Genomic DNA, 22,560 nt, shown 5'->3' with positions numbered 1-22,560 from the left:
CTGCCGTGGGTGGATTCCGGCCACGCCGGAGGGGCGGGACGGCTTCCCGCGGGGCCACGCGGTCGCACGCTTCCTGTTCTCCGAGGGTCCGGTGTCCGGGGTTTTTCCCGGCGCCGGACCCTTTCCCGTTCCCGCCGACCCATCCGCTCTCGGCCCTCCCGGCCCTCCCGGTCCTCCCGGTCCTCCCGGTCCTCCCGGTCCTCCCGGTCCTCCCGGTTCTCCCGGTTCTCCCGGTCCTCCCGGTTCTCCTTGTTCTCTGCGCCGGCCGGGTGGGGTCGGTTCGCTCCGGCGGCCGTGCTCCTCGAAGGCCGGACGGAGCGATCAGGCTTCGCGGGAGGTCGTGGCGGGGGTGGTCCGGGACGCCCGTTCGGCCGGGGCCCGGCCCCGGGCGGGGTGGCTCCGCCCGCTCGGCGAGCCGGGCGCCGGCTCGGCGGGCCGGTGTCCTTCGCCGGGCAGGGCGGCGGGCCCGGCGGTCCGGCTCGGGTGCGTGTGGCTCGGGGCGCCGCGCCGGTCGCGCCGGACCGGGTTCCCCCGGCGGGTTCGGGGCGGAGAGACGAGTGGGCCCGCCCCCGGGAGCCGGGGGCGGGCCCTTTTCGTCCTCGCGGTGGCACCGCCATGCAGCACCGCGAGGGGTTTCGGGGGGCGTCCGGTCTAGCCGAAGCGACCGGAGATGTAGTCCTCCGTGGCCTGGACGGAGGGGTTCGAGAAGATCCGCTCCGTGTCGTCTATCTCGATGAGGCGTCCGGGCTGGCCGACCGCGGCCAGGTTGAAGAACGCCGTACGGTCGGAGACGCGGGCGGCCTGCTGCATGTTGTGCGTCACGATGACGATCGTGAACCGCTCCTTCAGCTCGCCGATCAGGTCCTCGATGGCGAGGGTGGAGATCGGGTCCAGGGCCGAGCAGGGCTCGTCCATCAGGAGCACCTGCGGCTCCACCGCGATCGCCCGCGCGATGCACAGACGCTGCTGCTGGCCGCCGGACAGGCCGGAGCCGGGCTTGTTGAGCCGGTCCTTGACCTCGTTCCAGAGGTTCGCGCCCTTCAGGGACTTCTCGACGATGTCGCCCAGCTCGGACTTCTTGTAGTTGCCGTTGAGCTTCAGGCCCGCCGCCACGTTGTCGAAGATCGACATGGTGGGGAAGGGGTTGGGGCGCTGGAACACCATGCCGATGGTGCGGCGCACGGCGACCGGGTCGATCGCGCTGCCGTACAGGTCCTCGTCGTCGAGGAGGACCTTGCCCTCCACACGTCCGCCGGGGGTGACCTCGTGCATGCGGTTCAGCGTGCGCAGGAAGGTCGACTTGCCGCAGCCGGACGGGCCGATGAAGGCCGTCACGGAGCGGGGCTCGACGGTCATGGAGATGTCTTCGATCGCCTTGTGGGCGCCGTAGTAGGCGGTGAGTCCGCTGACGTCGATTCGCTTGGCCATGTCAGTCACTGCTTCTTTCGAAAGGGTTCGGGTCGCTGATGGCCGCGTCAGCGGCCCGTCTTGGGGGCCTTCCAGCGCGCGATGGCGCGTGCCCCCATGTTGAGGATCATGACGAAGGCGATCAGGGCGAGTGCCGCTGCCCAGGCCCGGTCGTAGGCGGCTCCGGAGCCGGCGCTGTTCGCGTACTGCTGGTAGATGTACAGCGGCAGCGAGGCCTGCGGGCCGGAGAACGGGTCCGTGTTGATGAAGTTGGTGCCCCACACCAGCAGCAGCACGGGGGCCGTCTCACCGGTGATGCGCGCGACGGCGAGCATCACACCCGTCGTGATGCCGCCGATGGACGTCGGCAGGACCACCTTGATGATGGTGCGCCACTTGGGGATGCCGAGGGCGAGGGACGCCTCGCGCAGCTCGTTCGGGACGAGCTTCAGCATCTCCTCGGTGGAGCGGACCACCACGGGCATCATCAGGATCGCGAGGGCCAGCGAGCCGGCGAAGCCGGAGTAGCCCATGTCCAGGATCAGGATCCAGAAGCTGAGGATGAACAGGCCGGCGACGATCGACGGGACACCCGTCATGACGTCGACGAAGAAGGTGACGGCCTTCGCGAGCCTGCCGCGCCCGTACTCGACGAGGTAGATCGCGGTCAGTACGCCCACCGGCACGGCGATCAGGCTCGCGATGGCGACCTGCTCCAGGGTGCCGACGATCGCGTGGTAGATGCCGCCGCCGGTCTCGGTGTCGGCGACCACGCCCATCGAGTGCGTCAGGAAGTAGACGTCGAAGACCTTCACGCCCCGCTTGAGGGTCTCCCAGATCAGGGAGGCCAGCGGGATGACGGCGACGATGAAGCAGACCCAGACCAGGCTGGTGGCGACGCGGTCCTTGGCCTGGCGGCGGCCCTCGACGCGGGCGGCGATGCCGTAGGTGCCGAGGACGAAGAGGACCGCGGCGATCAGGCCCCACTGGACCTTGCTGCCGAGCCCGGCGCCGAGGCCGATGCCGACGGCGACGGCCACGGCGCCGGCCGCGATGGCCCACGGGGACCACGAGGGAAGCGTTCCGCCGCGCAGTGAACTCGCGGCTCGGGTGGTGACGGGTGCGGTGCTCATGCGTTGGCCCCCGAGTACTCCTTGCGGCGGTTGATGATCACGCGCGCCGCGCCGTTGACGAGCAGGGTGATGACGAACAGGACCAGACCGGAGGCGATCAGGGCGTCCTGGCCGAACGGGGTTGCCTCGCTGAACTTGCTCGCGATGTTCTGGGCGAAGGTGCCGCCGCCCGGGTCGAGCAGGCTGGCGTCGATGCCGAAGGTCGGCGACAGGACGGTGGCGACGGCCATCGTCTCGCCGAGCGCGCGGCCGAGGCCGAGCATGGAGGCGGAGATCACGCCGGAGCGGCCGAAGGGCAGCACCGCCATGCGGATGACCTCCCAGCGGGTGGCCCCCAGGGCCAGCGCGGCCTCCTGGATCATCATCGGGGCCTGCCGGAAGACCTCACGGCTGACGTTGGTGATGATCGGAAGGATCATGATGGCCAGCAGGACGCCCACGGTGAGCATGGAGCGGGGGGCGCCGCCCTCCCACCGGAAGATGCCGGTCCAGCCGAGGTAGTGGTCGAGCCAGCCGAACAGACCGCTCATGTGCGGCACCAGGACGAGGGCGCCCCAGAGGCCGTAGACGATGGACGGGACGGCGGCGAGCAGGTCGATCACGTAGGCGACCGGGCCGCCGAGCTTGCGCGGCGCGTAGTGCGTGATGAACAGCGCGATGCCGACGGCGACGGGGACCGCGAGGGCCATGGCGATGATCGCCGAGACGACCGTGCCGAAGGCCAGCACCGCGATGCCGAACACCGGCGGGTCGACGTTGGTGTTCCACTCGAACGTCGTCAGGAAGTTCGCGTGGTCCTTGCTGATCGCGATCGCGGCGCGGTACGTCAGGAAGACCGCGATGGCGGCCATGATCGCCAGCAGGAGGATGCCGGACCCGCGGGACAGGCCGAGGAAGACCCGGTCGCCGGGGCGGGTGGCGCCCCGGGACGCCCGCGGGCTCTCGATCGGGGAAGACGGTGGGGTGGGGGGAGGTGCTTCGGTGTTCTGCGTCGATATGTCCATCAGGAGTCTCCGGTCTGCGGAGCCGGGTCGAGTGGCGGCTCCAGGCGGCGGTGCACCGGACGGTGCGGCCCGTCCCGGTGGGACGGGCCGCACACTCGGGTCAGCTCAGGTTCGAGATGGTGGAGCGAACCTTGGTGATGATCTCGTCGGGGATCGGCGCGTACTGCGCGGCGGTCAGCTGCTTCTGGCCGTCCTCGCTCGCGATGTAGGAGAGGAAGGACTTGGTGGCGGCCAGGGTGTCGGCCTTGTTGCCCTTCTCGCAGACGATCTCGTAGGTGACCAGGGTGAGCGGGTAGGCGCCCTCCTCGGTCGGCTTGTAGTTCAGCTCCAGCGACAGGTCGTTGCCGACGCCGGCGACCTTCGCGGTCGAGATCGCCTTGGTGGCGTTCTCGACGGTGGCCTTGACCGGCTCGGACGCCTCGGTCTTGACGTCGACGGTGTTGATGCCGTCGGCGGCGTAGGACAGCTCGAAGTACGAGATCGAGCCGGCGGTCTGCTTCACCTGCTGGGCGAGGCCCGAGGAGCCCTGGGCGGACTGGCCGCCCTGCGCCTGCCACGCCTTGCCGCCCGAGTACTTCCAGTCGGAGGGCGCGACGGCCTTCAGGTACTTGGTGAAGTTGTCCGTGGTGCCGGACTCGTCCGAGCGGTGGAACGCCTGGATCTTGGTGCTGGGGAGCTTCGCGTCGGGGTTGAGCTTGGCGATCGCGTCGTCGTCCCAGGTCTTGATCTTGCCGTCGAAGATCTTGGCCATGGTCGAGGCGTCCAGGACGAGGTTGTCGACGCCCGGAACGTTGTAGCCGACCGCGATGGGGCCGCCGACCATGGGCAGGTCGACCGCGTTGTTGCCGCCGCAGGCCTTCTTGGCCGCGGTGACCTCTTCGGGCTTCAGCGGCGAGTCGGAACCGGCGAACGCGGTCTGGCCCTGGGTGAACGCGGTGATGCCGGCGCCCGAGCCCGTCGGGTTGTAGTTGATCTGAACGCCCTTGCAGGCGGCCGTGTACGCCTTGACCCAGGCGTCGATCGCGTTCTTCTGCGCGGAGGAGCCGGACGCCTGCAGCTGGCCCTTGGCGTCGTCGCACTTGATCGAGCCCGCCGCGGCGGTCGGCGCGGAGCTGCCGCCGGCGTCGTTCTTGCCGGTGTCGTCAGAGCCGCACGCCGTGAGGGCCAGGGCGCCGGAGACGGCGAGAGCACCGAGGGTGAGGGCCCGCCGGTTCATGCGCTGAAGCTTCACTTTCGGGAGTTCCTTCCAGGAGCCGCCGTCTGGTGGCGGCGTGCGAAGTCTGCGTTCTTGTGGTCGGTGCCGATGCGGGGGGAACGTCCGGAGACGTCCTTCGCACCGTGCACGGCCGAAATTAGGCAGATCAGGTGAAGCCGTCGATGGCCGTAAGTGAACGGGGGGTGAACCCCTGAGGACGGTGCGGTGAGGTCACGGAACGCTTACGTCGAGGACACGGCGGGATTCCGGCCCAGGGGTCCCCCGGGGAAACTCCGGGTTGCCGGCAGGGGGCCCTCGTCTCAGCGTACGCACGCGTCCGCCATCCCTCATGCGGCACGCGCTCCGGTGCGTTCGGACCGGGAGGCCCCCGGGCGCGGGGGCGGTCGCCGGCGCGGCCCGCGTCACCCGTACGGGCCGGCCGCGGCGCCCGGCCGTCCCCGTCCCCGCTCCCACCGGCCCCGGGACGCGGTCCGCCCGGTCGCGGATCGGCGCCCGTGCCCGGAGCCGGGTGCGGTGGCCTCCGCCCGCGACCGCCTCAGCTCACGTGCAGCGCGTCCAGCAGGGCGTCCACCAGGTCGCGGTCGCGCGGCTGGGTGAGGCGGTCACGGGCCGCGCCGGGGGAGAGCCACAGAACCCGGTCGACCTCGCCGTTCGGCGTGAAAGCGCCGCCGGCCGCCTCCGCCGCCCAGTAGCGGACCTCCTTCGGGCGGCCCGCGACCTCGTAGCGCAGGGTGGGCAGGACGGCCCCCGGGACCGCGCCGTGGCCCGTCTCCTCCGCGACCTCGCGCAGCGCCCCGGCCAGCGGGGCCTCGCCGCGTTTCAGCTTGCCCTTGGGATGCGACCAGTCGTCGTACTTGGGCCGGTGCACCAGGCAGATCTCCAGACCGGAGCCGGCCGGGGAGCGGCGCCACAGGACACAGCCCGCGGCGAGGATGGGGTCGTCGGCCATGGGACCTCCCTCACGGGGTGGGTACGGCTTCCTTCTGCCAGGCCTGCTGGAAGGCGAACCGGGCCGCCTCCACCTCGTGCCGCTGGTCGGCGTGGAGCACGCCGAGCGCGTACGCCGTGGCCGGGGCGATCCGCGGGGTGCGCGCCGCCGCGGCGGCGGCGGACGCGGCCTCCGCCGCGTCGCGGTGCCGGTCGAGCGCCCGTCCGGCGCCGAGCAGCCGTCCGTCGACGGGGCACTCCCCGCGGTGCAGCACCTCGACCGCGTAGCGGTGCAGCCGCAGCAGCAGCCGGACCTGGTGCCAGGGCGCGTCCTGCGGCTGGGGGACGGCGTCGGCGGCGAGGCCGTGCACGAGGGCCTCCGCGTTGTAGGGGTGTCCGGCGGTGACCAGCGGCAGCGCGGCCACCGCGTCGGACAGCCTGTCCTGCGCCGCCGTCGCCAGCGGGCGCAGGTCGGCGCCGTCCGCGGCCGGGGCCAGCGGGACCTCGCTGGCGAGGACGGCCACGCTGTCGGCGACCGCGTGGAACCGGGACGAGCCGAGCGCCTGGAGGGCGGCGGAGTGGGCGCGGGTCCGGGCGAGCGTCAGCTGCCGGTCCAGCAGGGCGCCCGCCTTCGCGGCGCCGACGGTCAGATTGCCCTTGGGGGCGGCGGCCGGCGCCGATCCCGCCTGGAGGGGCAGCGCGGCGGTTCCGGACAGCCGGTTCAGCGCGCCGAGCAGGCGCTCCAGGCGGGCGGCGTAGGCGTGCTCACCGGCCAGGGTGCCCGACAGCCAGGCCAGTTCGGGGCGCATCGCCTCCGACCAGTCCGCCTCCAGCAGCGGCCGGAAGGTGTGCAGGCTTCCGCTGATGCGGCGGGCGGAGCGGCGCAGTGACCGCGCCGCGTCGCCCGACTCCCCCGTGCCGGCCGCCGCCCCGCCGCTCTCCCGGTGCCGGCGCAGCGAGCGCAGGAACTCCGCGGCCTGCGCCCGCAGGTAGCCCGCCAGGGCGTCACCGGTGGGGGAGCCCTCCCGGCCGAGGGGAGCCGGGACCGTGGGGGCGGTCCCGGCCGACGGGCCGGTGGGGGGATCAAGGTGCTGCTGTGCCACGCCGGCGCCTCCGGGCGTCTATGAGCATCTCCTGGACGTTCCGCAGGGGCTGGCCGTCCGCGTCGGTCGCGTGCCGGGTCCACTCGCCGTCGGGGCCGAGGTGCCAGGAGGCGGTGGTGTCGGACATACCGGTCTCCAGCAGCCTGCTCAGGGCTGCCCGGTGAGCCGGGTCGGTCACCCTGACCAGGGCTTCGATCCGCCGGTCCAGGTTGCGGTGCATCATGTCGGCGCTGCCGATCCACACCTCGGGCTCGCCCCCGTTGCCGAAGGAGAAGACCCGGGAGTGCTCCAGGAAGCGGCCGAGGACGGAGCGCACCCGTATGTTCTCGGACAGGCCCGTGACGCCGGGCCGGACGGCGCAGATCCCGCGGACCCACACGTCGACCGGCACGCCGGCCTGGGAGGCGCGGTACAGGGAGTCGATGAGGGCCTCGTCCACCATCGAGTTGACCTTGATGCGGACGAACGCGGGACGCCCGGCGGCATGGTGCTGGACCTCCTTGTTGATCCGTGCGATCAGGCCGTCGCGCAGGGACTTGGGGGCGACCAGCAGCCGGCGGTAGGTCTCGCGGCGCGAGTAGCCGGAGAGCCGGTTGAAGAGGTCGGAGAGGTCGGCGCCGACCTGGGGGTCGGCGGTGAGCAGACCGAGGTCCTCGTAGAGCCGGGCCGTCTTCGGGTGGTAGTTGCCGGTGCCGACGTGGGAGTAGCGCCGCAGGGTGTCGCCCTCCTGGCGGACCACGAGCGACAGCTTGCAGTGGGTCTTCAGGCCGACCAGGCCGTACACCACGTGGCAGCCGGACTCCTCCAGCTTCCTGGCCCACTTGATGTTGGCCTGCTCGTCGAAGCGCGCCTTGATCTCGACGAGGACGAGGACCTGCTTGCCCGACTCGGCGGCGTCTATCAGCGCGTCGACGATCGGGGAGTCGCCGGAGGTCCGGTAGAGGGTCTGCTTGATGGCGAGGACGTCCGGGTCGGCCGCGGCCTGCTCCAGGAACGCCTGCACGGAGGTGGAGAAGGAGTCGTACGGGTGGTGCAGCAGGACGTCCCGCTCGCGCAGCGCGGCGAAGATGTCCGGCGGGGACGCCGACTCGACCTCCGCGAGGTCGCGGTGGGTGCCGGCGATGAACTTGGCGTACTTCAGTTCGGGCCGGTCGAGCGAGCCGATGCCGAACAGGCCCGTGAGGTCCAGGGGTCCCGGCAGCGGGTACACCTCGGCCTCGGAGATCTTCAGTTCGCGGACGAGGAGGTCCAGGACGTACCGGTCGATGGACTCCTCGACCTCCAGGCGCACCGGCGGGCCGAAGCGGCGCCGCATGAGCTCCTTCTCCAGCGCCTGGAGCAGGTTCTCGGCGTCGTCCTCCTCGACCTCCAGGTCCTCGTTCCGGGTCAGCCGGAAGGTGTGGTGCTCCAGCACCTCCATGCCCGGGAAGAGTTCCTCCAGGTGGGCCGCGATGACGTCCTCGATGGGGACGTAGCGGTCGGGGGAGGCCTCCAGGAAGCGGGAGAGCAGTGGCGGGACCTTGACGCGCGCGAAGTGGCGGTGGCCGCTGACCGGGTTGCGGACGACGACGGCCAGGTTCAGCGACAGGCCGGAGATGTACGGGAAGGGGTGCGCGGGGTCGACCGCCAGCGGGGTGAGGACCGGGAAGATCTGGTGCCGGAAGAGGGTGAACAGGCGGGCCTGCTCCTTCTCCGTCAGCTCGCTCCAGCGGACCAGGTGGATGCCCTCCTCCGCGAGCGCGGGCGCCACGTCCTCCTGGTAGCAGGCGGCGTGCCGGGCCATCAGCTCGCGCGAGCGCGCCCAGATCATCTCCAGGACCTCGCGGGGCTGGAGGCCCGAGGCGGACTTGGTGGCGACGCCGGTGGCGATACGGCGCTTCAGGCCGGCCACGCGCACCATGAAGAACTCGTCGAGGTTGCTGGCGAAGATCGCCAGGAAGTTCGCGCGCTCCAGGAGGGGGGTGTTCGGGTCCTCCGCGAGTTCGAGCACGCGTTCGTTGAACGCCAGCCAGCTGCGCTCACGGTCCAGGAACCGGCCCTGCGGCAGCGTGATCCCGTCCTGCACCGAGTCCTCGTACTCGTCGAGGTCGGCGTCGAGGTCGGGCTCCAGGTCGGAGACGTTGGCCGCCACGGTGTGCGGCCGGTGCGCGGCGATGGATCCGACGGACGGCTGCGGATGCTGCACGGGTGCCTGGGCGCTTGGCTGGTTCATGGCCCCATTGTTCCGTGCCGGAGGCGGGAGCGGCGCGTCGGAGAGAGCCGCTCCCGCCGCGCCGGCGCGGAAACGGCCGTTCCGCGGCACCGGCGTACGCTCGTTCCGCGCGGTCGGCGAGGACGCGGTCTCCGGTGGGGGAGAGGGCTCGGGCACGGCGGGCTGCATTCCCCGAGGGTCGCAAGGTCACCTGAATCGACGGTTACGAGGACATGACGTGCGGGCTATCGGGGGGCGGCTCCCGGACGTCCGTGCGTCCGGGAGCCGCGGCCGGCCACCCGCCCGGGAGCCTTCGCGGTCCGCGGGCCGGACCGGTCACCCGGTGCGGCGGCGCAGCAGGGCGAAGGCGGCGGCGGTGGCGAGCGCCGTGACGGCCAGCAGGACCCCGCTCTCCACCAGTTGGAGGGGCAGGAAGTGGGACCGCGGGTGGTAGCCGGCCCGGAAGCCGCTCAGCCCGAAGTGCTCGGCGCAGTCCCGGACCTGTGCGGCGGTGCCCCGTCCGAGGCAGGGCGGGTCCCCGTCGATACGCCGTCCGCCGACCGTCACGACGCCGTGCCCCACCTCCAGCACGTCGGGCGGCAGGGCGAGGGCCGCCTGCCCGGTGACCGTCCGCGCCGGCCACAGCCGCGGCCGCAGCGCCCGGAGCGCGGACGTGAGGGCGAGCACGGTCAGGGCCGCCGCCGCGGCGGCGGGCAGCGCCCGGCGCGCCACCAGGGCCGCGAGGGCGCCCAGGGCGAGCCCGGCGAGCACGGACGCCACGGCGACCGGGCCGGTGGAGCCGTAGACGTCCGGGGCGTACCAGGCGCCGGCCAGGGAGGGTCCGCCGCCGCGGCGGACCCGCACGGCGAGCAGGACCAGGACGGTGGTGCCCGCGGCGAGCGCGGCGGCGGGTACGGCGAGCTTCGCGGCCAGCCAGCGCGCCGGGCCGACGGACTGGGTCCAGGCGAGGCCCGCCGTGCCGTCCTCCAGCTCCCGGCCGACCAGCGCGCCGCCGGCCCAGGCGGCCACCGGGACCGCCAGGTACGTCACGGCGGTGCCGATCAGCTCCGTACCCGTGCGGTACGTCCCCTCCGCGGTGCCGGTGGAGAGTGCCGGGCAGTCCGGCCGGGCCCCGCCGGGCGGGCCGCAGGACAGCAGGGCGGCCCGGGCCTCGGGGCCCAGCACCAGCATCCAGGCCAGGGCCGCGACGCCGGTGAGCAGGGCGGCACCCCACACGAGGAGGGCGGTGCGGTGCAGGCGGAGCACGGTCCACGTCAGGCCGGACGGGCCGCGCGGGGCCCGGCGGCGGGGCGGGGCCGGGGCGGCGGAGCGGGGCGGTGCGGGGGTGGTCATGAGGTGGACGTCCTCCTCAGGACGGCGAAGGCCGCGGCGACCAGGACGGCGGTCACGGCCAGCAGGACGCCGGTCTCCAGGAGCTGGCGGGGCCAGTAGTCCGGGGAGGGGAGGTACTGCCGGGTGAACCCCACCACGTCGTGCCGGGCGAGGCAGGCGCGGCTCAGGTAGCAGCCGGGGTCGTGGATCTCCGTGCCGGCGGAGGTGGTGGCCCGGCTGCGGACGGACAGCCCGGGCTGCCCGTAGGCGCGCTGGAAGGGCCAGAGGTTCGCGCGCACGGCGACGACGGCGTACTGCGCGAGGCCCGCGGCGGTGAGGGCGGGCAGGGTGCGGCGCAGGACCAGGCCGGCCAGGACGCCGACGGCGAGGCCGAGCAGCGGGGTGGCGACGGTGGCGGGGCCGATGGAGAAGTACAGCTGCTGCGGCGCGTAGCCGGCGAGTAGGAGGTCGGCGTGCGCGGACCACAGCATGCGGTACAGCACGACCAGCAGGCCGGTGCCGGCGGTGAGGAGCAGAGCGGGCAGGGCCAGTCGGGCGGCCAGCCAGCGCGCCGGGGTCACGGACTGCGTCCAGGCCAGCCGCGCGGTGCCGTTCTCCAGCTCGCGGGCGGTCAGCGGGCCGGCCGCGAACAGGGCGACCGCGAACGAGGCGGCCGTCAGGAGGGAGGCAGGGTCGTAGAAGAGGTCGTTGTAGGCGCCGGAGAAGACGGACCCGATGATCCCGTTGCTCCAGGCGTCCTGCTGCACGCCCGCGTAGCCGAAGGTGTCGAACAGGTGCTGCGTGCGGGCGGCGCCCGGCCCGTACAGCCACAGGACGAGGCCGGCGGTGAGCAGCACGAAGCCGGTCCAGATCCCCAGCGCGGTCCGGTGCAGGCGCAGCAGCGCCCAGGCCAGGCCGCGGGGGCGGAGCGGCACCCGGCGGGCGGCGGGGGCGGTCGCGAGTGCGGCGCTCATCGGGTCACCGCCAGGGGGGCCGCGGTCGTGCCGGGGGTGAGCAGCGCGGGTGCGGCCGGGGACCGCAGATGGGCGAGGAGGAGTTCCTCCAGGGAGGGCTGTTCGCTCTGCCAGCGGTCGTCCACGGGGCCGTCCCGGCGTATCAGCGCGGTGAGGCCGCGGCCCGTGGCGCGGGACTCGACGACGAGGTGCGGGGCGAGGTCGGCGGGGGTCCCCCGGCCGGTCACCAGGGTGTGGGCGGTCAGCAGGTCGTCCAGGCCGCCGCCGAGCCGGACGCGTCCGCCGCCCAGGAGCAGCAGGTGGTCGCAGGCGTCGGTCAGTTCGGAGACGATGTGCGAGGACAGCAGCACGGTGGTCCCCCGTTCGGCGGCGTCCGCCATGAGCGTGCCGAGCAGTTCGTGCCGGGCCAGGGGGTCCAGGTCGGCCATCGGCTCGTCCAGCAGCATCAGGTCGGGCCGCTTGCCCAGCGCGAGGGCGAGGGCGACGCGGGTCCGCTGCCCGCCGGACAGCCGCCGGACCCGGGTGCCCGGATCGAGCGCGCCCTGTTCCACGACCGCCGCCGCGCAGGCGGCGTCCCAGCGGCCCGGGTTGAGTTCCGCGCCCAGCCTCAGGGTCTCGGCGACCGTGAGCTGCGCGTGCAGCGGCTTGTCCTGCGCGAGGTAGGCGATCCGCTCGCGCGCCTCGGCGGGCCGGGTGTCGAGCACGGTGAGGGTGCCGGCGGTGGGCCGCAGCAGTCCGGCCGCGGCGGCCAGCAGGGTCGACTTGCCGGCGCCGTTGGGGCCGACCAGCGCGCTGACCCGGCCCGCCGGGAGGCGGAAGGAGCAGTCGTCCAGGGCCGCGGCGGAGCGCCGGCCGTAGCGCACGGTGAGACCGCGCGCCTCGACGGCGACGGCGGGGCGGGTGGTGCGGGTGGAGCTCACTGGTCCCCCTTCGGGAAGTGTGTGTCCAAGGCGGCGGTGAACAGCGCGGCCACGTCCTCGCGGTCCAGGCCGGCCGCGCGGGCGGCGCGCGCCCAGGCGTCGAGGTCCTCGCCGAGGGGCGAGGAGGCGGGGGCGGCGCCCAGCGTCCGGCGGACGAAGGTGCCGAGCCCGCGCCGGGCCTCGACCAGCCCTTCGCGCTCCAGTTCGCGGTAGGCCTTCAGCACCGTGTTCGGGTTGATGGCGGTGGCCTCGACGACCTCGCGGGCGGTGGGGAGCCTGTCGCCCGGTTCGAGGAGGCCGAGGCGGAGTGCCTGCTTGGTCTGCTGGACGATCTGGACGTAGGTGGCGACGCCGCTGCGCCGGTCGATGCGGTACGCGACCACTCGGCAACCACCCTTTCACTAATTGAGTAGTGAAAGGGTGGTGCAAGAGGCCGGGTGCCGTCAAGTCGCGGCGCCGCACCGCGCCTCCCGCACCACCGCCGCACACCGCTCCCACCAGGTGCGGAGCGGAGATCCGGAAATCCGCGGGCGGAACGTGAACCGATCGGCGGGGCTCGTCCGATGAGGGGATGTGAGGACAACGAGAAGCGACGGGGAGCTGCTGCGGGCCATCGCGGCGGACCGGGACCGTCGCGCCTTCGAGGAGTTGTACCGGCGGTGCGCGCCGTGGCTGACCGCGCGGCTGCGCGCCCGCTGCGCCGACGCCGGGATCGTGGACGACGTCGTCCAGGAGACCTTCCTCGCGGTCTGGCGCGGCACCGCGCGCTACCGAGAGGAGGGCGACCCGGCCGGCTGGCTGTGGCGCGTCGGCTCCCGGCGCCTCGTCGACTCGATGCGCACGGACGGTGCCCGCGGCCGGCTGCGCGCCGCGCTCGCCCGGCTCCGGCACCGCGACGAGGTCTCGGCGGAGGAGCGGGTGCTGGCAGGCGTCGAACACGGCGACCTGGCCGGCGCGTTGACCCGCCTGTCGCCCGAACTCCGGGCGGTCCTCCAGGCCACGGTGATCGACGGGCTCAGCACCCGGGAAGCGGCCGTCCTGCTCGGCATCCCACCGGGCACGGTCAAGACGCGGGCACTGCGTGCGCGCAGGCAGTTGCGGGAGGCCCTGGCATGAGCGGCGCGAGGCGAGAGAGCGAGGACGGCGACATGCGGGACGACGACGGCACGACCGGTGACCTGCCCCACGGCGGCGCGGCGAACGGGGCCGACGCGCACGACGCCGGCCGGCACCGGACGGCCTGGCATCCACCCGAGGAGGACCTGGCGGCCTACGAGAGGGGCACCCTGGCCCCGCCCCGCCTCTGGTCCGCCGACACCCACCTGACCGCCTGCGCCCCCTGCCGCGCCGCACTGGCCGCGCTCGGCGACCCGGCCGCCCTGGACGCAGGCTGGGAGCGCCTCGACGCCGAACTCGACGCACCCCGGCCCGGGCGGGTGGAGGCCCTGCTCGTCCGGATCGGCGTCGCCGACCACACCGCGCGGCTGCTCGCCTCCGCCCCGGTGCTGCGCCGCTCCTGGCTGGGCGCGGTCGCCGCCGTCCTGGCCATGACGGTCGCCGCGGCCAACGCGGTCCGGGCGGGCGCCACCCCGACCCTCTTCCTCGCCCTCGCCCCGCTGCTTCCCCTCGCCGGGGTGGCGCTCTCGTACGGGCCGAGGCTCGACCCGACCTACGAGATGGCGGTGGTCTCCCCCCTGCACGGATTCCGCCTGCTGATGATCCGCACGGTCGCGGTGCTCACCGTCGGGCTCGGCCTGAACGGCGCGGCGACCCTCGCCCTCCCCTCCTACGGGCTGCGGGCGCTGGCCTGGCTGCTGCCCGCGCTCGCCCTCACCGCGAGCGGCCTCGCGCTCGCCTCCCGCATCGGCCCCGTCCTCGCCCCCGCGCTGGTCGCGGGCGGCTGGGTCGCCGTGCTGGCCGTGGCCGGCGCGAGCACGGCCTCGGGCGGCACCCTCGCGCCGTTCACCCCGGCCGGCCAGGCCGTCGCCGGAGCCGTCGCGGTCCTCGCCGCCGCGCTCCTCTACCTCGCACGGGAGCGGTTCGACGCCGCGCGCCTCCCGTTCACCGACCTCACCGACAGGAACAGCGCATGATCCCCACCGTCTCCGCCTCCGGCCTGAGCCTGCGCTTCGGCGGCACCCGCGCCCTCGACGACGTGTCGCTGCGCCTCGGGGACGGCGTCACCGGACTCCTCGGCCCCAACGGCGCCGGGAAGACCACCCTGCTGAGGGTGCTCGCCACCGCCGTGCCCGCCGACCGGGGCGCCTTCACCGTCCTCGGACACGACCCGAACAGCGCCGCCGGACGCCTGGACATCCGCCGCACCCTGGGCTACCTCCCGCAGAACCCCGGATTCCACCAGGACTTCTCCGCCTTCGAGTTCGTCGACTACGTGGCGATCCTCAAAGAGCTGACCGACCGCACCGCCCGGCACCGCGAGGTGCGGCGCGTACTGGAGGCCGTCGACCTCTCCGACGTGCGTGGCAAGCGCATCAAGCGGCTCTCCGGCGGGATGCGCCAGCGGGTCGCCCTGGCCGCCGCCCTCGTCGGCGACCCCGGCTTCCTCGTCCTCGACGAGCCGACCGTCGGACTCGACCCCGAACAGCGCATGCGCTTCCGCGAGCTGATCGCCCAGGCCGGAGAGGGCCGCACCGTCCTGCTCTCCACCCACCAGACGGAGGACGTCGCGATGCTCTGCCACCGCGTCATCGTCATGGCGGGCGGGCGCGTCCGCTTCGACGGCACGCCCGCCGACCTGACCGCCCGCGCGGTCGGCCGCGTGTGGAGCGGGACCGAGCGTGACCCGGCCGCCCGCGCCGGATGGCGCACCGGCACCGGCACCTTCCGCCACGTCGGCGACCCTCCCGAAGGCGCCGACCTGCTCGAACCCACCCTGGAGGACGGCTACGTCCTCACCCTCGACGGCGAGCACGCGCAGGTGACGGCATGAGCACCGGCACACTCCCGCACCCCGCCCCCGCCGACGGACGGCGGACCGCCCCGAGCCCCGAGTCCCGGACGGCGGCCGTCCTCGCCCTCGCCCGCTTCGAGGCACGCGAACTGCTCCTCCAGATCCCCGTCCTGCTCTTCCTCGCGCTCTACATCGGCTACACCGGATGGACCACCCTCTCCGGGGGCGAGGGCATGGACGACTTCCCCGCGCTCCAGGACGTCGACCGGTCCACCCAGTCCGCCCCCCTGCTCCTCGCCATCGCCCTCTTCGCCGGGGTGAACCGCGCGGTACTGCGCTCGCGACGGCACTCCACCGACCGGCACTTCGACGTCCTCGTCATGGAGCCCTGGGCGCGCACCACGGCCCACGCCCTGTCCGTCCTTCCGTTCGCCGCGATCACCGCACTCGTCGTCGGCCTCCAGTTCGGCTGGGCGGCGCTGAAACCGGGCGCGGTCGGCCACGGTTCGCCCGCCGAGCTGGCCGTGGGCCCCCTGGTGATCCTGCTGGCCGGGGTCCTCGGCGTCCTGCTGGCCCGGCTGATCCCGGTCGGCTTCGTCGCGCCGCCCTTCGTGATCGGCGCCTACGCCGTCACCATCCTGGTCTCCGCCTCGACGCAGGGAAGCCACTGGGTGAGCTGGCTCGGCCCGGTCGTCTCCGACGAGGGCGCCGACCCCTTCCCCTCCGACCTGGTCGGCCGGCCCGCCGCCTGGCACGCCGTCTACCTGACGGGCCTCGTGGTCCTGCTGCTCTGCCTCGCCGTCCTGCTGAGCGGAGGCAGGACCCGGCTCGTCGCGGCCGTGACGGTGGCCGCCGTCGGCGTCCTCGCCGCCGGGGTGGCCGGACAGTCCCCGGGCGAGCCGGCCTCGCTGATCGCCGCCCGCGCCGAGGCGTCCACCGCGCCGCAGAAGGTGCAGGTCTGCACCGAGCGGGGCCGGTCCACCTACTGCGCCTATCCCGAGTGGTCCGGCCGCACCGCCGACTGGGCCCGGGTCGTCGACCGCATCCAGTCCCGCGCCGGTGGTCCCGCCGGGGGAGCGCGCCTGACCGTCCGTCAGCGTGTCGACGCGCGCTACGGCCTCGACGGCGACGCCGCCCTCACGCCCTCCGGCACGCCCGGCACCGTCACCGTCGGCACCCGCTGGGGCGGCAACCGCGTTCCCGAGTTCGCGGTCGGTGTGGCCTCGGTCCTCGTCGCCGGAGACGAGCGGAGCGCCGGTGAGATGTGCGACGCCCGGGCGGTGACCGTCATGTGGCTCGCCCTGAGCACCCAGCCGGACCCGATGGCGTCCCTGCGCCGGGTGCGGCTCGACGACAGCATCGAAGGCTCGGCCATCGTGCTGGCCCCCACGGACCCCCTGTCCATGTCGGCCCAGCAGACCACGGTGGTGCGGGAGTTGCTGATGAAGCCGCACTACAGCGTGGCGGCCAAGGTCAAGGCCCACTGGACGGAACTGACCTCCCCCCGGACCTCCACGGCCCGGGTGGCCGAACTGCTCGGCGTCCACGCCGGGGGCAAGGGGGCACCGGCGGACTCGGGGAGCGGGTCGTGCGAGGAGTAGGCCCGGACGAGGCGGGCGGACCGGCCCGGGCGGCGGACCGCCCGGACGGCGCCGCACGGCCGGCGGGCGGCCCCGCCGCCGGCACCGCGGACCGTGCCCCGGGGACCGGGCGGGACGCCGGACGGTTCGCGCGGGGCGCGCGCGGCCCTGGTGGGGACGCCGCACGGCCCGCGGGGGAGCCCGGACGGTCGGGCGCCTCCCGTGTCGCTCGCGTGCTGGTCCGGCCCGTGTGGCGGTCGATGCCGCGGCTGGCGCCGGCGGCGAGTGGCGGCCTCGGGCTGCTGCTGGCCGCCGCACCGCGCATGGCCTCCGGGCCCTCCGACCCATGGCTCTGCCTCAACCTGCTGCGGGCCGCCGCGCTCGCCGTCGCCCTCGGCCTGGCGTTCGTGCTGGACGATCCCGCCCGCCACACCACGGCGGTCGTGCCGACCCGGCGCCCGCTCCGCACCGGGCTGCGGCTCGGGCTGATGGCCCCGCTCGTCGCGGCGTGGTGGGCCGCGGCCCTGCTCCTCGTACCCGGCGAGGCCCGGCCCCCGCTGGGAGCGGTGACCCTGGAGGCGGCGGCCCTCGGCGCGGTCGCGGTGGCCGCGGCCGTGGTCGTGATCCGCCACTCCGGGGCGAGCGAACCGGGCATCGCGGTCTCCGCCGGGCTCATCGGCACGGCCTTCGCCGCGTCCGTCCTGCTCCCCGCCCGCTGGGCGGTCTTCGTGGCGCCGGGCGACCCGCACTGGGGGGACGCGCACCGGCGATGGGCGGGGGTTCTGGCGGTGGCTGTCCTGGCGGGGGCCTGCTCCCTGTGCGAACCCCTGCGGAGACGGAGACCCACCGCCCTCGGGCGTCGCTGACGCCGAGGGTGCCGTCGCCTGCGGTCGGGCCGGGGCGCGGCCCGGGCGTGCGGTCGGGGCCGGTCACCGGTCCCGACCGTCACCACCCTGCCCGGACCCACCGACCGGGCGGGTCCCTCAGGACTCGGTCCGGTACATCAGGTCCGTCTCGTGGGTGACGAAGCCGAGGCGCTCGTAGACCGTGACCGCCGGTTTGTTGTCGGCGTCGACGTAGAGCATCGCGGTGGGCATGCCCTGGGCGGCGAGGTGCCGCAGGCCGATCGTGGTCAGCGCCTTCCCGAGCCCGCCGCCCTGGGCGCCCGGACGCACGCCGAGGACGTACACCTCGCCGAGCCCCTCCTCGGCGTGCACCTTGGTCCAGTGGAAGCCCACGAGTTCGTCACCGCGGAAGGCGAGGAAGAAGCCCGCCGGGTCGAACCACGCCTCGCCCATCCGGTCGTCCAGGTCGCGCTGGGTGAGGGAGCCCTGTTCGGGGTGGTGGGCGAAGGCCGCGGCGTTCACGGAGAGCCAGGCGGCGTCGTCCTGCCCCGGTACGAAGGTCCGCAGACGCACGCCCTCCGGCAGCCTCGGCGCGGCGAGGTCCAGCCCCTCCAACGAGCGACGCATCTGCCGCAGTTCACGGAACAGGGTGAGGCCGAGGACCTGGGCGAGGTGCCGGGCCGCGGAGTGGCCGCCGTGCGCCCACACGCGCAGCCGCTTCCCGGACTCGGCGAGCAGCGCGGTGCCGAGCGCCCGTCCGTGGCCGTGGCCCCGGTGGGAGGGACGGACGACCAGCTCGGCGGCCGGCGCCTCGACCGGGTCGGTGTCCTCCAGCTGCGCGTAGCCGACCAGTTCGTCGCCGAGGCTCAGCAGCAGATGCCGGACGCCTTCGCGGGCACCGCCCCTCAGCTGGAGCCGTCCCTGCTCGGACACCGCCTGCTGCCCGTCCTCCAGGGCGGCCTCCGCGAGCAGCCGGAGCACGTCCTCGGCCTGGTCCGGGGAGAGCGCGGGGTAGGTCGCGATGGAGCGGGCGGAGGGTGACGTGTTGTCGCTGGTCATGGATACGAGGGTACGGCGCGGTGATTGGCGGACGAGCGGTTCGGCGGAGTCGGGACGGAACGTGGCGGGGGAGGGGCCCGGCACCGGGCCGCGAGGCGGTCACGGCGGGGGGTGCGGAAGAGGCGGGCGGGCTCCCCGGGGGCGGTTCGTCAGATGGTGGTGCGCCGATGGCAACCAGTCCGTAACCCCGAAACCCCTGTTGCGCTACGCGCGTTGATTCTAAAGTGCGTGCAAACCTGCGGCGGTCACAGCGACCGCACAGGCCGCACGGCCGCGCTCGCACCCGTGTGCGGGACGTCGGCTCAGGCGGGACGACACACCGCTTTCGCCTCTCACGTTCTCCAGGGGGGAACCATGCCGCCCACCTTCCGGCACCGACGAACTCGCCGCCTCCTCGCCGCCGCCGCCGGCCTCGCCACCGTGGGTGCGCTGGCCGCGGCGATGCCCGCGAGCGCGCACCAGGACAAGGCGACACCGCTGCACCACCACGGCAGTGGCCGCTACCAGGACGTCCAGCTGCTGTCGTTCAACGACCTGCACGGCAACCTGGAACCGCCGACCGGCTCCTCCGGCCGCGTCACCGAACTCCAGCCCGACGGCACGACGAAGAGCGTCGACGCCGGTGGCGTCGAGTACCTGGCGACCCACCTGCGGGACGCACGCAAGGGCAACCGGTACTCGATCACCGCCGCCGCCGGCGACATGGTCGGCGCCTCGCCGCTGCTCTCGGGGCTGTTCCACGACGAGCCCACCATCGACGCGCTGAACAAGCTGGACCTGGACGTCACGAGCGTCGGCAACCACGAGTTCGACGAGGGCGCCAAGGAGCTGGCCCGGCTCCAGAAGGGCGGCTGCCACCCGACGGACGGCTGCTACGACAAGAAGGCCAGGTTCAAGGGCGCCGACTTCCCCTATCTGGCGGCGAACGTCACCGACGAGAAGACCGGGAAGCCGATCCTCAAGCCGTACTGGGTCTGGAGGAAGAACGGCGTCAAGGTCGGCTTCATCGGCGTGACGCTGGAGGGCACCCCGAACATCGTCTCCGCCGAGGGCGTCAAGGGCCTGAAGTTCGGTGACGAGGTGGAGACGATCAACAAGTACGCCCGCGTGCTCCAGCGGCAGGGCGTGAAGTCGATCGTCGCGCTGATCCACGAGGGCGGCGCGCCCGCCTCGCAGTCCTACAACTACGACTGCGACAGCCCCGGCGCGGGCGACGGCATCTCCGGGCCGATCGTCGACATCGCCAAGAACGTCACGCCCGCGGTGGACGCCCTGGTCACCGGGCACACCCACCAGGCGTACGCGTGCACCATCCCCGACCCGGCGGGCAGGCCCCGCATGGTCACGTCGGCCTCCTCCTTCGGCCGGCTCTACACGGACACCACGCTGACGTACGACCGGTGGACCGGCGACATCGCCCGGACGGCGGTCAGGTCCGCGAACCACGTGGTCACCCGCGACGTGGCCAAGGCGGCGGACATGACCTCGCTGATCGCCAGGTGGAACACGCTGTCCGCGCCCATCGCCTCGCGTCCCATCGGCTACATCGCGGGCGACATCGGCAACACCGGCACCGAGTCCCCGCTCGGTGACCTGATCGCCGACGCGCAGCTCGCCTACGCCACGTCCGTCGACCCCGAGGCCGACCTCGCCCTGATGAACCCGGGCGGCATCCGGGCCGGCCTCACCTACGCGCCGAGCGGCTCCGAGGGCGACGGGGTGGTGACGTACGGGGAGGCGTACACGGTCCAGCCGTTCGCGAACACCGTCAACCTGGTCGACCTCACCGGCGCCCAGCTCGTCACCGCGCTCCAGCAGCAGGTCAGCGGGGCCAACGAGGCATCGCCGAAGATCCTCCAGATCTCCCGGGGCCTCACCTACACCCTCGACCTCACCAAGACGGGCGCGGCCCGTGTCGTCGTCGACTCGATCCGCCTCGACGGCGCGGCGATCGACCCGGCCGCCACGTACCGCGTCGCGATGAACTCCTTCCTCGCGGGCGGTGGCGACGGCTTCGCCGAGCTGGGCAAGGGCGGCAACGTCCGCGTGGGCGGCGACGATCTCGCGGCCCTGGAGAGCTACCTGACGAGCGGCTCCTCGGCCACGGCGCCGTACCCGGTTCCGTCCGCCGACCGCATCACGGTCGTCAAGTAGTCGCCGGACCGTCCTGGCGCGGTGTCCCCCGGAGCGCCGTCCCGGGGGACACCGCCAGGGCGGTGGCGTCGACCGCGCCGGCGGTCGCCGCTGCGGTCGCGAGCGGTGCGCACGGCCCGCCGAGGCCGTGCGCGCGCTCCTCGGGCCGTCCCGCATCCTCGTCCGGATCCCCTCGGGGGACCGGGCGTCTTGCACCCCGCGGGCGGGGCACCGCGAGCCTGCGGGGTGTGCGGGGCCTGCGGGGCGTGCGGGGCGGCGTCCGGGGGACGGGCGGGCACGAGTCCGCGGGGCGGTACCGCCGCGTCGCGGCCTCCCGACACGGCGGTCCGCTCAGGGCAGTTCGGGTGGAGCGGCCGGGGCTCCCGGCAGCCGGACGGTCGCGATCGTGCCGCCGTCCTCGGCCGGGCCCAGCCTCACCTCGCCGCCGGCCTGCCGGACCGTGCGGGCCACGATGGACAGTCCGAGGCCGGAACCGGGCAGCGCCCGCGCGGTCGGTGAGCGCCAGAAGCGGTCGAAGACGTAGGGGAGTTCGTCGGTGGGGATGCCGGGGCCGTGGTCGCGTACGGTCAGCTCCCCGTCGCGCAGCCGCACGTCGATGCTTCCGCCCGGCGGGCTGAACTTCACCGCGTTGTCCAGGATGTTGACGATCGCGCGCTCCAGGGCGGAGGGCTCCGCCCGGACGTACCAGGGGGCGAGGTCGGCGGTGATGGTCAGTTCCGGGCCGCGCAGGCGGGCCCGGCGCAGGGCCGCCTCCACGGTGTCCTGGAGCGCCACGACCTCCACCCGGTCGCCGGTGTGCGCCTCGTCGGGGCGGGACAGCGTCTGGAGGTCGCCGATGAGCGCCCCCAGCTCGGTCATCTGCGCCGTCACCGAGGCGAGCAGGGCCTTGCGGTCCGCGGGCGGGATGGGGCGGCCGGTCTCCTCGCTGCGGCCGAGCAGCTCGATGTTGGTCCGCAGGGAGGTCAGCGGGGTCCTCAGCTCGTGCCCGGCGTCCGCGATGAGCTGCTGCTGCAGCTCGCGGGAGTTCGCGAGGGAGGCGGTCATCGAGTTGAACGACCGCGAGAGCCGGGCGATCTCGTCCTCGCTCTCGTCGTCGACGGGAATGCGGATCGTGAGGTCCTCGGTGCGGGCGACGTGTTCGACGGCCTCGGTCAGCTGGTCGACCGGGCGCAGCCCGGCCCGCGCGACCCAGAGCCCGGCGGCTCCGGCGCCGATCACGCCGATGCCGCCCACCAGGAGCAGGACCAGGGCCAACTCGTTCAGGGTGGAGTTGGTGCCCTTGAGGGGCACGGCGTACATGGTCGCCGCGTTGTTGACGATCGCGGTGGTGCCGTCGGCGTTGGCGATCGTCAGCGGGACGGTCAGCACGCGGACCGGGTTGCCCTTGGTGTCGGTGCCGTCCCGGAAGGCTCCTTGTCCGGCCACCGGGTGCTTGGCGAGGTCCGTGTCGCTGCGGGTGACCTCGATCGTCCCGGGGGACACCGAGGCCACGCAGGACTGGCCGTCCGCCGTGACGACCTGGAGGTAGGACTCGAACTGCGCCCTGAATCCTCCGGAGTCGGCGGGCGGCTGACCGGAGGGGTCGTTCTCCGCGTTGCCGCAGTTGTTGATGGTGCTCACGAGCTTTCCGCCCTGCGGGCGGTTCGCCGAGGACTGCAACGCGTTGTCCAACTCGTCGTACAGCTTGCCGCGCACGATGAACCAGCAGGTCACGGCGACCGCGGCCACCGCGAACGCCACCGCCGCGGCGACCAGCAGGGCGAGCCGGGAGCGCAGCGGCAGGGACCGGAACCGGCGCAGCACC

General features: G+C 73.9%; 19 protein-coding genes. 6 read left to right on the top strand and 13 right to left on the bottom strand.

Annotation, left to right across the window (positions count from 1 at the left end; genetic code table 11):
• Positions 1-651: 651 nt before the first annotated feature.
• From pstB to ACGFS9_RS29705, 11 genes are all read right to left on the bottom strand, one after another.
• The gene (gene pstB, locus ACGFS9_RS29755) at positions 652-1,428 is read right to left on the bottom strand and encodes a phosphate ABC transporter ATP-binding protein PstB (RefSeq protein ID WP_393257382.1); all 777 of its coding nucleotides are present in this window, start codon (positions 1,426-1,428) and stop codon (positions 652-654) included.
• A gap of 47 nt (positions 1,429-1,475) precedes the next feature.
• Positions 1,476-2,540 carry a phosphate ABC transporter permease PstA gene (gene pstA, locus ACGFS9_RS29750; RefSeq protein ID WP_393257380.1) on the bottom strand — a complete coding sequence of 355 codons (1,065 nt, stop codon included), beginning with the start codon at positions 2,538-2,540 and terminating at the stop codon, positions 1,476-1,478.
• Entirely contained in the window at positions 2,537-3,544 is a 1,008-nt protein-coding gene (pstC, locus tag ACGFS9_RS29745; protein WP_393257378.1) for a phosphate ABC transporter permease subunit PstC, read from the bottom strand. The genes pstA and pstC overlap by 4 nt, the downstream gene beginning before the upstream one ends.
• A 100-nt stretch (positions 3,545-3,644) precedes the next feature.
• Entirely contained in the window at positions 3,645-4,775 is a 1,131-nt protein-coding gene (gene pstS, locus ACGFS9_RS29740; protein WP_393257376.1) for a phosphate ABC transporter substrate-binding protein PstS, read from the bottom strand.
• Between the two features lie 520 nt (positions 4,776-5,295).
• Entirely contained in the window at positions 5,296-5,709 is a 414-nt protein-coding gene (locus ACGFS9_RS29735; RefSeq protein ID WP_393257374.1) for an NUDIX hydrolase, read from the bottom strand.
• Positions 5,710-5,719: 10 nt separating this feature from the next.
• Positions 5,720-6,790, bottom strand: a complete 1,071-nt coding sequence (locus tag ACGFS9_RS29730; RefSeq protein WP_393257372.1) for a CHAD domain-containing protein — start codon at positions 6,788-6,790, stop codon at positions 5,720-5,722.
• Positions 6,771-9,002, bottom strand: a complete 2,232-nt coding sequence (locus tag ACGFS9_RS29725; RefSeq protein ID WP_393257370.1) for an RNA degradosome polyphosphate kinase — start codon at positions 9,000-9,002, stop codon at positions 6,771-6,773. Before ACGFS9_RS29725 ends, ACGFS9_RS29730 begins: the two co-directional genes overlap by 20 nt.
• A gap of 315 nt (positions 9,003-9,317) precedes the next feature.
• Positions 9,318-10,334, bottom strand: coding sequence for a hypothetical protein (locus ACGFS9_RS29720; protein ID WP_393257368.1), 1,017 nt, complete (start codon positions 10,332-10,334; stop codon positions 9,318-9,320).
• The gene (locus ACGFS9_RS29715) at positions 10,331-11,287 is read right to left on the bottom strand and encodes a hypothetical protein (protein ID WP_393257366.1); all 957 of its coding nucleotides are present in this window, start codon (positions 11,285-11,287) and stop codon (positions 10,331-10,333) included. The genes ACGFS9_RS29720 and ACGFS9_RS29715 overlap by 4 nt, the downstream gene beginning before the upstream one ends.
• Complete coding sequence (locus ACGFS9_RS29710) at positions 11,284-12,207, bottom strand: ABC transporter ATP-binding protein (protein ID WP_393257364.1); 924 nt, start codon at positions 12,205-12,207, stop codon at positions 11,284-11,286. The genes ACGFS9_RS29715 and ACGFS9_RS29710 overlap by 4 nt, the downstream gene beginning before the upstream one ends.
• On the bottom strand, positions 12,204-12,590 hold the full coding sequence (locus ACGFS9_RS29705) for a GntR family transcriptional regulator (protein ID WP_393257362.1): 387 nt from the start codon (positions 12,588-12,590) through the stop codon (positions 12,204-12,206). The genes ACGFS9_RS29710 and ACGFS9_RS29705 overlap by 4 nt, the downstream gene beginning before the upstream one ends.
• Before the next feature lie 190 nt (positions 12,591-12,780).
• Between ACGFS9_RS29705 and ACGFS9_RS29700 the strand changes: the two genes are divergently transcribed.
• The 5 genes from ACGFS9_RS29700 to ACGFS9_RS29680 all read left to right on the top strand — a co-directional run bounded on the left by ACGFS9_RS29700 (position 12,781) and on the right by ACGFS9_RS29680 (position 17,564).
• Positions 12,781-13,323, top strand: a complete 543-nt coding sequence (locus ACGFS9_RS29700) for an RNA polymerase sigma factor (protein ID WP_393257360.1) — start codon at positions 12,781-12,783, stop codon at positions 13,321-13,323.
• Positions 13,320-14,300, top strand: a complete 981-nt coding sequence (locus ACGFS9_RS29695; protein ID WP_393257358.1) for a zf-HC2 domain-containing protein — start codon at positions 13,320-13,322, stop codon at positions 14,298-14,300. The genes ACGFS9_RS29700 and ACGFS9_RS29695 overlap by 4 nt, the downstream gene beginning before the upstream one ends.
• Positions 14,297-15,157, top strand: a complete 861-nt coding sequence (locus tag ACGFS9_RS29690) for an ABC transporter ATP-binding protein (protein WP_393257356.1) — start codon at positions 14,297-14,299, stop codon at positions 15,155-15,157. Before ACGFS9_RS29695 ends, ACGFS9_RS29690 begins: the two co-directional genes overlap by 4 nt.
• Positions 15,154-16,719: an ABC transporter permease gene (locus ACGFS9_RS29685; protein ID WP_393257354.1), complete on the top strand. Its 1,566-nt coding sequence runs from the start codon at positions 15,154-15,156 to the stop codon at positions 16,717-16,719. The genes ACGFS9_RS29690 and ACGFS9_RS29685 overlap by 4 nt, the downstream gene beginning before the upstream one ends.
• Before the next feature lie 212 nt (positions 16,720-16,931).
• A complete protein-coding gene (locus ACGFS9_RS29680) occupies positions 16,932-17,564 on the top strand; it encodes an ABC transporter (protein WP_393257352.1) in 633 nt (210 codons plus the stop codon).
• A gap of 117 nt (positions 17,565-17,681) precedes the next feature.
• Here ACGFS9_RS29680 and mshD read toward each other — a convergent pair whose 3' ends face one another.
• Positions 17,682-18,602, bottom strand: a complete 921-nt coding sequence (gene mshD, locus ACGFS9_RS29675) for a mycothiol synthase (RefSeq protein WP_393257350.1) — start codon at positions 18,600-18,602, stop codon at positions 17,682-17,684.
• Between the two features lie 354 nt (positions 18,603-18,956).
• On the opposite strand from mshD, the gene ACGFS9_RS29670 reads away from it, so the two are divergent.
• The gene (locus tag ACGFS9_RS29670) at positions 18,957-20,756 is read left to right on the top strand and encodes a bifunctional metallophosphatase/5'-nucleotidase (protein WP_393257348.1); all 1,800 of its coding nucleotides are present in this window, start codon (positions 18,957-18,959) and stop codon (positions 20,754-20,756) included.
• A gap of 330 nt (positions 20,757-21,086) precedes the next feature.
• On the opposite strand, the gene ACGFS9_RS29665 is transcribed toward ACGFS9_RS29670, so the two are convergent.
• Positions 21,087-22,559 (bottom strand): ATP-binding protein, encoded by a 1,473-nt coding sequence (locus tag ACGFS9_RS29665; RefSeq protein ID WP_393257346.1) that lies wholly within the window; start codon positions 22,557-22,559, stop codon positions 21,087-21,089.
• Between the last annotated feature and the right edge of the window lies 1 nt (position 22,560).

This window comes from Streptomyces sp. NPDC048566 (assembly GCF_043199735.1).
Taxonomy (GTDB): Bacteria; Actinomycetota; Actinomycetes; order Streptomycetales; family Streptomycetaceae; genus Streptomyces.
Note: the sequence above shows the minus strand (reverse complement) of the source record. Positions and strands in the feature narration are given on the sequence as shown.

What these genes read in the sequence shown, in the direction of transcription:
- pstB (WP_393257382.1), bottom strand. Translation starts at nt 1,428, where the DNA reads ATGGCCAAGCGAATCGACGTCAGCGGACTCACCGCCTACTACGGCGCC.
- pstA (WP_393257380.1), bottom strand. Translation starts at nt 2,540, where the DNA reads ATGAGCACCGCACCCGTCACCACCCGAGCCGCGAGTTCACTGCGCGGC.
- pstC (WP_393257378.1), bottom strand. Translation starts at nt 3,544, where the DNA reads ATGGACATATCGACGCAGAACACCGAAGCACCTCCCCCCACCCCACCG.
- ACGFS9_RS29735 (WP_393257374.1), bottom strand. Translation starts at nt 5,709, where the DNA reads ATGGCCGACGACCCCATCCTCGCCGCGGGCTGTGTCCTGTGGCGCCGC.
- ACGFS9_RS29725 (WP_393257370.1), bottom strand. Translation starts at nt 9,002, where the DNA reads ATGAACCAGCCAAGCGCCCAGGCACCCGTGCAGCATCCGCAGCCGTCC.
- ACGFS9_RS29720 (WP_393257368.1), bottom strand. Translation starts at nt 10,334, where the DNA reads ATGACCACCCCCGCACCGCCCCGCTCCGCCGCCCCGGCCCCGCCCCGC.
- ACGFS9_RS29715 (WP_393257366.1), bottom strand. Translation starts at nt 11,287, where the DNA reads ATGAGCGCCGCACTCGCGACCGCCCCCGCCGCCCGCCGGGTGCCGCTC.
- ACGFS9_RS29695 (WP_393257358.1), top strand. Translation starts at nt 13,320, where the DNA reads ATGAGCGGCGCGAGGCGAGAGAGCGAGGACGGCGACATGCGGGACGAC.
- ACGFS9_RS29690 (WP_393257356.1), top strand. Translation starts at nt 14,297, where the DNA reads ATGATCCCCACCGTCTCCGCCTCCGGCCTGAGCCTGCGCTTCGGCGGC.
- ACGFS9_RS29685 (WP_393257354.1), top strand. Translation starts at nt 15,154, where the DNA reads ATGAGCACCGGCACACTCCCGCACCCCGCCCCCGCCGACGGACGGCGG.
- mshD (WP_393257350.1), bottom strand. Translation starts at nt 18,602, where the DNA reads ATGACCAGCGACAACACGTCACCCTCCGCCCGCTCCATCGCGACCTAC.
- ACGFS9_RS29670 (WP_393257348.1), top strand. Translation starts at nt 18,957, where the DNA reads ATGCCGCCCACCTTCCGGCACCGACGAACTCGCCGCCTCCTCGCCGCC.